This window comes from Sinomicrobium oceani (genome assembly GCF_900119185.1).
Taxonomy (GTDB): Bacteria; Bacteroidota; Bacteroidia; order Flavobacteriales; family Flavobacteriaceae; genus Sinomicrobium; species Sinomicrobium oceani.
Window position 1 is genome coordinate 38,459 of sequence record NZ_FPJE01000031.1, and the last position, 8,064, is coordinate 46,522.

The 8,064-nt window shown below is 34.3% G+C and carries 8 protein-coding genes; 6 read left to right on the top strand and 2 right to left on the bottom strand.

All coding sequences use genetic code 11. The annotated features are described in order from the left end of the window. Window positions 1–229: 229 nt before the first annotated feature. From BT112_RS19295 to BT112_RS19315, 6 genes are all read left to right on the top strand, one after another. Window positions 230–1,759 carry a tetratricopeptide repeat protein gene (locus BT112_RS19295; RefSeq protein ID WP_245777073.1) on the top strand — a complete coding sequence of 510 codons (1,530 nt, stop codon included), beginning with the start codon at window positions 230–232 and terminating at the stop codon, window positions 1,757–1,759. 200 nt (window positions 1,760–1,959) lie between these two features. Beyond that, window positions 1,960–2,715, top strand: a complete 756-nt coding sequence (locus BT112_RS19300) for a helix-turn-helix domain-containing protein (protein WP_072319104.1) — start codon at window positions 1,960–1,962, stop codon at window positions 2,713–2,715. A gap of 75 nt (window positions 2,716–2,790) precedes the next feature. Next, window positions 2,791–3,942, top strand: a complete 1,152-nt coding sequence (locus BT112_RS19305) for an FAD-dependent oxidoreductase (RefSeq protein WP_072319105.1) — start codon at window positions 2,791–2,793, stop codon at window positions 3,940–3,942. Further along, window positions 3,942–4,109 carry a nuclear transport factor 2 family protein gene (locus BT112_RS21925; protein ID WP_175545827.1) on the top strand — a complete coding sequence of 56 codons (168 nt, stop codon included), beginning with the start codon at window positions 3,942–3,944 and terminating at the stop codon, window positions 4,107–4,109. Before BT112_RS19305 ends, BT112_RS21925 begins: the two co-directional genes overlap by 1 nt. A gap of 242 nt (window positions 4,110–4,351) precedes the next feature. Further along, a complete protein-coding gene (locus BT112_RS19310) occupies window positions 4,352–5,338 on the top strand; it encodes a putative phage abortive infection protein (protein WP_072319106.1) in 987 nt (328 codons plus the stop codon). Beyond that, entirely contained in the window at window positions 5,338–6,507 is a 1,170-nt protein-coding gene (locus tag BT112_RS19315) for a hypothetical protein (protein WP_072319107.1), read from the top strand. The genes BT112_RS19310 and BT112_RS19315 overlap by 1 nt, the downstream gene beginning before the upstream one ends. Before the next feature lie 236 nt (window positions 6,508–6,743). Here BT112_RS19315 and BT112_RS19320 read toward each other — a convergent pair whose 3' ends face one another. Next, entirely contained in the window at window positions 6,744–7,616 is an 873-nt protein-coding gene (locus tag BT112_RS19320; protein WP_245777074.1) for an RNA helicase, read from the bottom strand. 203 nt (window positions 7,617–7,819) lie between these two features. After that, window positions 7,820–8,064: ATP-binding protein (locus tag BT112_RS19325; RefSeq protein ID WP_175545828.1), on the bottom strand; the 245-nt coding region annotated here is incomplete at its 5' end.

The window sequence follows — 8,064 nt, forward strand, 5'->3', positions numbered from 1 at the left end:
GATTTCATATTGGTCACGCCAAATACGATATACCAAATAAGGACGATATATACAAGGATGAATTGATGAAATTTTTCTAAACCTAAATAAATACTGTTACTTTTTGCAATTAAGGTGTTTTTTTAATAAAAATGGTTAATTGCGTATATTTGGGTGTCACCCGCAAGCTAAAAGAAGACCTGTAACAATCATCTGAATGTGTAATCTTATGGACACTAATTCAAAAATAATGCGATTAATAGTAATTATTACAGGTTTATTATTATCAACAATAACTTACGGACAGACATCATTAAATGAAATCGGACTTGAAGCAGGAAAATATAAAGTAGGCTTTAAACACTATACAGTTAGTGATAGCACCAGAAACTATCGAATTCATAACGAGTATAATAACCAACTTATTCAAAGACCAATTTCAATAAGTGTTTGGTATCCTGCAAAAATAGAGGATAGTAATTCTGAACAATTAACAGTTTTAAACTATGTAGAGATTTTTAAGGAAGAAGAAGAGTGGAAGAACTTACCAGACTATTTTTTAATGGATTGGTTTCAACATTTGCCAAATACACCACAAAACAAAGCTCATCTGTCCGAAAAAGTACATGCTTTTTCTAATCCGACATTTTCAGGTGACAATTTTCCAGTTGTCGTTTATGCACCAAGTTATCAAGCCTCGTCAATTGAGAATTTTGCGCTATTCGAATATTTAGCGAGTAATGGTTTTGTAGTCATATCAAGCCCTTCAAGGGGAACAGAAACACGTTGGTTAGAAGGAGCAACCACAAAAGATATGGAAACGCAATCAAGAGATGTAGAGTTTCTTCTAAAGGAAATTAACAACTACAAGAATATTGATTCGAAAAAAGTAGCATTAATGGGATTTAGTTTTGGTGGGCTGTCAAACGCTATTACAGTTATGAAAAATAAGAATATAAGTGCAGTAGTAAGTTTGGATGGAGCTGATAGGTACAATTATCCTGTTTTGGAAAAATCACCCTATTTCGATTTAGATAAGTTTGAAATTCCTTATATCCATTTTGCTCAAAAAGAGATTCCAAAAGAAGTTCTAACAACGGACAAAATACCTGAAGAATTGAACTACAATTTTAAACTATATGATTCTTTAAAATATAGCAATATTTACAGATACAGATTTCACGACTTAACACATTCTTATTTTAGTTCTTTTGGTGTCTTATTTGCTAATAGAGATAAAAGACAAGATAAGAGTGATGAAAAAATTATGGCTTCTTACAATTTGCTTTGTCAACATACTTTGCAGTTCCTAAATGCAACACTGAAAAATGACGAAAAGGCGATTGCTTTCATTGAAAATAAGCCTGTTGCAAACGGATTTTCCGAAACTTTGATTTCAAAACAAACCAAAAAAGCTCTACAAAGGGATTTTACCTATAAAGACTTCAATGATTTAGCATTCAAACAAGACTACCAAGATTTAATTCCACTATATAAAAAAACAATGGTCAATCATCCAAATCTTAAACTTCAAGAAGGAATGCTAAATATGTTAGGATTACGATTATCATTTAATCCTAAAAAGAAAGAACAAGGATATAACGTCATGTTGTTAGCCTTACATATTTATCCAAAATCAGCAAATTTATACGACAGTTTAGCCGAAGCGTATTTTTACAATAAGGATTATCAAAAAGCTATTTTGAATTATAAAAAGTCGTTGGAATTAAATCCAAAAAATCAGAATGCAATTGACAGATTGGAACAACTAAAGGAATAGAGCCAACAGGTAACAATGTATAAAAATAATAGCGGTTTAACAGATAAAACGAAAGTTAGTGAATATAAAAAAGGTCGGTGTTAAACCGAAAAGTAAGTGCCTAAAAACCCGCTACTACACATACACGAGACCGTTAGCGGCAACCTAAAAAAACCGACACACTAACATCGACCTCTTGGGAAAAAAAGAAAAGGTTAATAATGCCGACAAATGAAGAAATAGAATTAAAAACTATTCAACCAACAGCGGAACTCAGCAGTTTTGTCGAGAGTTTTTGGATGATTACCAACCCTACCGATAAAGACCGGCAAATTGTAATTCTGCCAGACGGAAGAATTGACATCATTTTTTCACTGACCGATAAAATAAATTTTAAAACAACGTTAAGAGGTATTGACACAGAACCACAGCAAGCCTCAATCCCCGCAAACTCCATTTTCTTTGCTATAAGCTTTAACTTGCTTGCCATAGAATATGTATTACCCGAAAAAGTATATTCAATCGTTAACGGGGGAGTTAATTTACCCTCGGCTTTTTGGGACATCACAAACAAAGATTTATATGATTTTAAGCAGTTTACCGAAAAAGTTTCCCGAAAAATGCTTTCTCTTATAAAACCCGATATCGATAACAGAAAGCAGGAATTGTTTGAATTGATTTATTCTTCAAATGGCACTTTGTCGGTTAAAGAATTGTCTGAAAAAGTATTTTGGAGTAGCCGTCAAATCAACCGCTATTTCAATCAAACAATAGGTATTTCATTAAAAGCCTATTGCAATATTTTTCGTTTTAAATCCTCTTTACATCACATTAAACAAGGAAAATTATTCCCCGAACTCAATTTCACAGACCAAAACCACTTTATCAAAGAAGTAAAGAAAATGTCGGGAGTTACACCTAAAGAACTATCAAAAAACGAAAACAGCAAATTTATACTGTTATCAGCACTTCCCTGAAGGACGACCGATTTCTACTATTTTAAGGTTTTGCACCACTCTAATTTTGTATCATAATTTTAAAAGAGAATATAGATGATACAGAATAATAAAGAAGACCAAGTAATAATTGTTGGTGCAGGAATAGCAGGTTTAAGTTTAGCTATTCAGCTTACAGAGAAAAAAATCCCCTGTATTGTACTTGAAGCAAGAGAAAGCTTTGGAGGAGCTACAAGTGGTGTACGGATTTCAGCCAAAGGCGTAAGAATACTCGAAAAAATGGGTATTAGCAACATAGGTGAGCCTACGGAAAAACTGATCATGTACTTTGGCAAAAATCAAATAAAATTCGATATACAAAACGATAAGGGAACAAGTCCCGCCATCATCGTAACCCGGTTGGCTGTTTTTGAAAAATTGCGTGAACGTACCAATGAATTAGGTATAAAAGTCATCTATAATTTTAAATTGGAAAATGCGATCGAAAACACCGATGGCGTAGTTGCTGTTTCAACTGACGGGGAACGTATTCAAGGCAAATATTTGGTTGGTGCTGACGGTGTAGGCTCTAAAGTAAGAAGCTTGCTGAATCCAGACAGCAATTCCAATAAACGGTATGCAGGGTATTTGGGGCTTGGCTTCATTTTTCCAAGTGACGAAAAAGTAGAAATGTCCTTATTTAATAACATCAATGGTTTTATTGGTCTTGGTTCTGTTGGTACTATAAACTCGAATGACACCCATAAAAACAATTTCCTGTGGACACACATACATATGACCGAAGCTGAAGCAAAATCGATGACCGACAGTGATGTATACAAACAGATAACGGAAAGAGCCAAGAACTGGACACCGTATTTGCAAGAAGTTTTCCAGCAGATAAAAGCTAATCCGAAAACGGTATTGTACCATCTACCAGTTTACAATGGTAGTGTGCCTGATAAATGGTATAGTCAAAGATTATTTTTAATAGGTGATGCCGCGCACCCTTATGGTCCAGGCGGACAAGGTATTAGTTTGGGAATGTTGGATGCAGAAGCATTATGCCAATTATTTACCAATGAAATTACAGAAGAGAAAAAAGCCAATTTCCAAACAACAAGAGCTGCCATTGCAAAAGCGAAAGGCGAAAGTTCAGAAGAAAGAAACAAACCCGAAAATCAAATAGTTACAGAAGAAGAATTACTTTCTCATTATCAATTTATGAAAGATTTTCATCAAAAATCAAATGGAAAATTAGCGATGTAATGGAAAAACAAAGTTTAGAACAACGTGTGCAAGCCCTTGAAGACAAAGAGGCTATTAAAGATGTTACCTATCAATATGCCTTGTATATAAATCAGGGCTGGAATAATATGAAAATAAATCCCGAAGCATTTTCAGAAGTTTTTACAAAAGATGCAGTTTATACATAGAAATTTTGGAATACCACGGAAAACCATAAAATTTATTTCAGGAATGATTTTATATTGGTCACGCCAAATACGATATACAAAATAAGGAACGATATATACCATGATGAATTGATGAAATTTTTCTAAACCTGAGTAAATACTGTTACTTTTTGCAATTAAGGTGTTTTTTTAGTGGAAATGGTTAATTGTGTATATTTGGGTGTTAGCGGCAATATTAGGACTACATAGTAACATTAACAATAATGGCAAAATCAGAACCAACTTACGAAACACATAAACCGTCAAATTGGTGGACAAGAAACTGGATTGAAATACTGACAGTTTTCGGAGGATTGATAACAATCAATTTAATTTTTTTCGCAAAAGCATATACTAAAACGGACACAGTCAATCCTGAAACTGCGGGACAACTTGGTGACTTTGTGGGCGGCTACATTGGGACTATCTTTGCTCTAATTAGCGTGGTATTCTTATACTCCACTTTAAAGAATCAAAGAGAGGCTTCACAAATTGAAAAGTTTGAAAACAAATACTTTGAACTAATCAAAATGCACAGAGATAACGTTGCTGAAATAGGCATTGGTGAGGACTTTGGAAAAAAAATATTCGTCATACTGATAAGAGAATTCCGTTCTATTGAGGTAATAACGAAAGAAGTTGCTGAAAAAACGAAACAAAATTTCACGCGAGAGCAAGTTTTTATTGTGTCCTATTATGCTTTGTTTTTTGGCGTTGGGCCAAACTCATCAAGAATGCTTAAGGAAGCACTCAAAGGCTACGACAAAAAATTTGTTGACGAGTTTGAAAGCAGCCTTAACAATGATGCAGCAAAAGAAAAAACGAAGAAATATCGAAAATTTAAATTCATTCCATTTGAAGGACATCAATCCCGATTGGGGCATTATTTTCGACACTTATACCAAACAATTTGTTATGTTGACAATCAGACAATCGATATTGACAAATACGAATACGTAAAAACTATCAGAGCCCAACTCACAACACACGAACAAGCATTACTGTTCATTAACTGCTTAACTCCAATTGGTAACATTTGGTGGGACAAAAAGCTTTTAGTGAAGTATCGCTTTGTTCAAAATATTCCTTTCGGCTTTTTTGATAAAGGCAATGAGATTGATTTAACTTCTTATTTTCCGTCCGACTATTTTGAGTGGCAAGAGAGAACGACAATTACAAAAAAGGAAGTTGATAAAACTCAGCCTTCGTGATGATTGATAAAGTAGCAAATAATAAATTCAACACGGAGGATCTTAATCTCAATCCACCCGACAAAGTCAAGGAGAAGTTAGATTATTACAGGTCTCTATTCAATAAAACTCATGATCTATCAGTAGAAGAGTTCGAAGAACTGAAACAGAACATAAGAACGTTTTTTAATCTTAAGGCGGTTGGATTTACAGATAACCCTCCACAAAGATTGGTTCGAATTTCAAACAATAATCGAATTCTTGCAGGGCAAGGAAAAGATTTAAGTTATCTCACCGATATTTCTCAACTACTCGCTCCACCAATCCAGTACTGCGATTTTAACAGGTGTAACATCCCAAATCAGCAAGTTCTGTATTGCTCCACAACCGAGGCTGGGGCATACTGGGAGATGAAGCCTAAAAACGGAGATGTAATCACTCTTACTCACTTTGAACTAAAGCCCAATGCCAAGCTTAACTGTAACATTGTTAGAAATGAAAAGCGCGATAACATCGATGCGAATCATCCTCTGCAAGTTGTAGCTGGGATGCTCGAAGAATTTCTAATTGACGCTTTCAGTTTACCAGTTTCAAGAGACAAGCTAGGAGATTATATCTTTAGCGCAATACTCTCTTCCGAACAGTTGTTTTATCCCATTGTATCTGATAACAATATTCAAGCAATGATTTATCCCAGCGTTCAAAAAAAGAAATTTGGGACAAACTTTGCAGTTAGAAATGATATAATTCTTGAGAAATATAATTTATTAGGTGTTGAAACGAGATTCATTTTAGACGAATATGAGAACTTAAATCCGGAATCGGAAGAAGTAACAACCGATCAGTTAATTGGTTCTTTTGGAACAACAGCTTTTAATTTTGAGACGGGAAAGATTTTGTACAATGAGGAAAAAGTAGATAAAATTTTTAAACTGTTCAGACAACTTCAAACGGGCGAAGGGAAACAAGTAAGATATGAACATCCAAATACGCCCAAAAATCTCACATTTAATTTAACTCCTCCTTCTTTCAAAAACTCAGAACAGAATACTATCCAAAGTCAAAAGAAACTTAGAAGAAATGACAGAGTAAATGTCGTTTATCAGAACGGAAGCAGAAAAGACAACATTAAATACAAACTTGTTCAAGAAGATATTGCGAAAGGATTGTGTAAGCTAACAAAGTATTGATAGCAAATTCATTTCGCGGATCTGTAAATTAAAGGGTCTGTAAATTAAACTCTGTCTGATTGTTCTCCCCTTCGGGGGGGTACCCCCCCGAAGGGGAGGCCACTAAATCCAAGGGAATCCGGTGGCTCCGTCCCTAAGTAGGAACGGAGTGCGCCTCTCACACCACCATACGTACGGATATCGTATACGGCGGTTCGTAAACAGATGGGCTCAGTTCCATGTAAAGTTCCAACAAATTAAAATGGAACTTCAGGTCTTTCAATTGCATCTTCTATCATTGCTTTAAGCTCTCTTGATGAGGGAATGACTTTCCTTATTTCTTCAAAACTTGATAAGAATTCATACAATTCTGTTTCTAACCCCACATCTTTAATGTCAAATTCATCAGAAAGGTTATTATCTTTTACAAATTCTTGCAATTTAGCATTAAAAACTATCCATTTAATTTCTCTTCTGTCAAAATAATTATGAATATCAATTGTTCCGTTTTTATTGTTTTCTCTTCTTAGGAAATTAATTTCTTTTCTTAAAGATTCAATTGATTCCAATATATATTTATCAGATGTAATTTCTTTGTCTTCTAAGTTACTGATTTTGTATTCTCCAAAATGTTTTAGAAAAGTAGTATAATTGGGATTTTCTTGTGAAGCTTTATAAGTAGCAATTATCTTTTTTGATAAATCTTCTTTGAATTTTACAATTGATGAAAACCGTAAATCGCGAGGATATTCTAAATGTTCAATTGGGGATGTATCAAAAGAATAATTTGTTTTATCATCCTTTACGATTATTGTTGGTTTGTCAAAAGCTAATCTTAAACCTAGTTCAAACATCACATTTGGGTTTTTTGCACTGACATCGCAAACTACTATAGGATTTTTATATAAGTTTTGAACTATTCTCTTTTGAATTACACCAACATCAGTTCCATTACTAACAAGATTTGGTTGAAATTCAGCCATTTTTATCGAATCATCTAGAATTGTTAAAACTTCTTTCCAATGTTCAGAACTTAATCCGTCAATTGCAGAAATAGGCATTACGATTCCACATTTTTTTAAATCACTTTCTTCTATTGTCTTTTTTGCTTTTGAATTCTGTTGATTCATTTTTTATCAATATTATTTACAACTGTCTCCTTTACTTTGATGTTATCAAATTTAACAAGAGTAGCGAGGAATACTCAAATAGTCTTTAGGCAATACCTATTTTACACGAATTAGCCCCTGGATATTCCGGTGATGCTGACCCCTCATTCCGGCCATACTGACCCTCTAAGGATTTTGGTCAAAAAAATAAGTTACTGACAATATTACAGTTTTTTTCTTAGACTTTCCCCCTTGAGTTCTATTCGATGTGAGGTGTGTACCAATCGGTCTAAAATAGCATCGGCTATGGTTGCTTCTCCAATAATATCATACCAGCTTCCCACCGGTAATTGGCTGGCTATAATAGTTGAGGATTTTCCGTGCCTGTCCTCAATGATTTCCATAAGATCCATTTGTTGTTTCTTGTCCAGGTGGGCCAGACCAAAGTCATCGAGGATTAGCAGATGTG

Bases quoted from the DNA above. Each gene is read 5' to 3' on its own strand.
- BT112_RS19295 (WP_245777073.1), top strand. From the start codon at position 230: ATGCGATTAATAGTAATTATTACAGGTTTATTATTATCAACAATAACT.
- BT112_RS19320 (WP_245777074.1), bottom strand. From the start codon at position 7,616: ATGAATCAACAGAATTCAAAAGCAAAAAAGACAATAGAAGAAAGTGAT.
- BT112_RS19315 (WP_072319107.1), top strand. From the start codon at position 5,338: ATGATTGATAAAGTAGCAAATAATAAATTCAACACGGAGGATCTTAAT.
- BT112_RS19305 (WP_072319105.1), top strand. From the start codon at position 2,791: ATGATACAGAATAATAAAGAAGACCAAGTAATAATTGTTGGTGCAGGA.
- BT112_RS21925 (WP_175545827.1), top strand. From the start codon at position 3,942: ATGGAAAAACAAAGTTTAGAACAACGTGTGCAAGCCCTTGAAGACAAA.
- BT112_RS19310 (WP_072319106.1), top strand. From the start codon at position 4,352: ATGGCAAAATCAGAACCAACTTACGAAACACATAAACCGTCAAATTGG.
- BT112_RS19300 (WP_072319104.1), top strand. From the start codon at position 1,960: ATGCCGACAAATGAAGAAATAGAATTAAAAACTATTCAACCAACAGCG.